At 72.3% G+C, this 2,622-nt stretch carries 3 protein-coding genes; all 3 read right to left on the reverse strand.

Annotated features, from left to right (window positions below; translation table 11 throughout):
- Positions 1 to 11 precede the first annotated feature (11 nt).
- Positions 12 to 1,454, reverse strand: coding sequence for a 3-isopropylmalate dehydratase large subunit (gene leuC / locus VB737_RS06390; protein WP_500312087.1), 1,443 nt, complete (start codon positions 1,452 to 1,454; stop codon positions 12 to 14).
- Positions 1,451 to 1,729, reverse strand: a complete 279-nt coding sequence (locus VB737_RS06395; RefSeq protein ID WP_051017225.1) for a DUF2811 domain-containing protein — start codon at positions 1,727 to 1,729, stop codon at positions 1,451 to 1,453. Before VB737_RS06395 ends, leuC begins: the two co-directional genes overlap by 4 nt.
- Positions 1,730 to 2,085: 356 nt before the next feature.
- Positions 2,086 to 2,622 (reverse strand): nicotinamide-nucleotide amidohydrolase family protein (locus tag VB737_RS06400; protein ID WP_500312090.1); only part of this gene is annotated, 537 nt, incomplete at its 5' end.

A 2,622-nucleotide genomic window follows, 5' to 3' on the forward strand; every position in this document is an offset into this window, starting at 1 on the left:
GGGGGTGGCGATCATGCGGGGGTGGGGGCGGGCTCTGGGGAGGACGGGCTGGCGATCAGGCGGCGCACGTCGGCCACATGGCCGCTCACCGCCGCCGCGGCCACCATGGCCGGGCTCATCAGCAGGGTGCGGCCGGTGGCGGACCCCTGGCGGCCCTTGAAGTTGCGGTTGCTGGAACTGGCGCTGATCTGGCGCCCCTCGAGCCGGTCGGGGTTCATGGCCAGACACATGGAGCAGCCCGGCTCGCGCCACTCGAAGCCGGCCGCGCGGAACACCGCATCGAGGCCCTCGGCCTCGGCCGCGGCCGCCACCTGCTCACTGCCCGGGACCACGAAGGCCTTGATGCCCGCCGCCACCTGCCGGCCCCGGGCGACGGCGGCAGCGGCCCGCAGGTCGCTGAGGCGACCGTTGGTGCAACTGCCGATGAAGCAGACATCCACCGGCAGCCCCTCGATCGGCGCCCCTGGGCGCAGATCCATGTAGCGGTAGGCCTCCTCGGCGATCGGCCGCTCGTCGCTGTCGGTCTGCTCGAGGGTGGGCACGGCTTCATCGACGCCGATGGCCTGCCCCGGGGTGATGCCCCAGGTGACGGTGGGCGCGATCGTGGCCGCATCGAACACCACCTCGTCATCGAAGACGGCGTCGGGGCCGGAGGCGAGGGCGCTCCACCAGGCGACGGCACGCTCCCAGGCCTCGCCGGCGGGGGCATGGGGCCGCCCCTTCAGGTAGGCGAAGGTGACGGCATCGGGGTTGACGTAGCCGCAGCGCGCCCCGCCCTCGATGGCCATGTTGCAGAGCGTCATCCGCTCCTCCATGGAGAGGGCCTCGATCGCCGGGCCAGCGAACTCGTAGGCGTAGCCCACGCCCCCCTTCACCCCCAGGGTGCGGATCACGTGCAGCACCAGATCCTTGGCGTAGACCCCGCTCTGCAGGGTCCCCTCCACCCGGATCCGACGCACCTTGAGCTTGCCCATCGCCAGGCTCTGGCTGGCGAGCACGTCACGCACCTGGCTGGTGCCGATGCCGAAGGCGATGGCCCCGAAGGCACCGTGGGTGGAGGTGTGGGAATCGCCGCAGGCCACCGTCATGCCGGGCTGGGTGAGCCCCAGCTCCGGGGCGATCACGTGCACGATCCCCTGGCGACCGCTGCCGAGGCCATGGAGGGTGATGCCGTGCCGGGCGCAGTTGGTCTCCAGGGTGGCGAGCATCTCCTCGGCCAGGGGGTCGGCGAAAGGCCGGGCCTGGGAGGTGGTGGGAACGATGTGGTCGACCGTGGCGACCGTGCGTTCAGGGTGGCGCACCGACAGGCCCAGATCGTCGAGGGCGGCGAAGGCCTGGGGGCTGGTGACCTCGTGGATCAGGTGCAGCCCGATGAACAGCTGGGTGGCACCGCCCGGGAGATCGGCGACGCGGTGCAGCTCCCAGACCTTGTCGTAGAGGGTGCCGGCGCTCAAGAGGAAGGATCGAGACGGTCAGAAACCACCCTAGAAGGAGGGTGTTCCACCGGTGCGGGCTCGCGGCGGAACAGGCCGTTGAGGTAATGACGGGCCACGGCGCGGTCATGGCTGCCGTGCTGGACCAGGAAACCGGCCAGGGCGGCCTGCATGAGCCGGTACTGGTCCCACTGGGGGTGCACCCGGATGAACTCCCGCATCGCCTCGAACAGGTCCTCCGGCATCTGGTTCTCGATGCTGACGGTGCGGGGAGCGTGGTCGGGAATCTGGCTCATGCGGCGCTGGTCGTCGGTCCCCCCCATCAGGCCATGGGGCCGCCCCCCGCGTCAAAGCGACCCCCACCGGGCCGGTCCCAAGGGACCGCCGCTGAGAATCCCGGCGCGGGGCGGCTTCCCGGCCGCCGCCCGGGGGTGGCCGCCGGAGCGGTACCCGCCGGGGGACGTGGTCAAGGGGGGGAGGCCTTTCCCGCAACACGGAGCCAGGGCCCCTCCGGCCACTCGGGCCGACCGCCGCCACCTGTGGAAAACGTCCCTGCTTTCGGGGGAAAAAGCCCAGGCCGGGGGGAAAAGTCCATCCCTCAGGATTCGTGATCGATGGCGGCCGCGGCAGCAGATGTTCCGATCAGGCCGGCTCAGATCGCCCCAGTGTTCAGCCGTAACCGCAGCCGGTTCAGGCTTTCCCCCACCGTCAGTGTCTGGATCCAGCCGCGCTCGCGGCCGCTGCCGAAGCGCACCGCCTCGCTGCGGCAGCCGTCGGGCCCGGCCACGGCGATGTGCACCAGCCCCACCGGCTTCTCGGCCGTGCCGCCACCAGGTCCGGCGACGCCCGTGACCGCCAGGGCCCAGGTGGCCCCCGTGAGACGTCGCACCCCCGCCGCCATCGCCTCGGCCACCGGATCGCTCACCGCCCCATGGCGCTCGAGCAGCGCCGCCGGCACCCCCAGCACCGCCTGCTTGACGGCGTTGGCGTAGGCGATCACGCCACCGAGGAACACCTCCGACGCCCCCGGCACCGCCACCAGGGCGGCCCCGAGGCCACCGCCCGTGCACGATTCCGCCACCGCCAGGGTCTCGCCGCGGCGCCGCAGGGCCGCCAGCACCACCGAGGCCAGGCTATCGCCGTCGGCGCCGAAGCAGCTGGTGCCGGTGCGGCGGCGCAGTTCCTCCTC

The organism is Synechococcus sp. BA-120 BA3 (assembly GCF_034931285.1).
Classification (GTDB): Bacteria; Cyanobacteriota; Cyanobacteriia; order PCC-6307; family Cyanobiaceae; genus Cyanobium.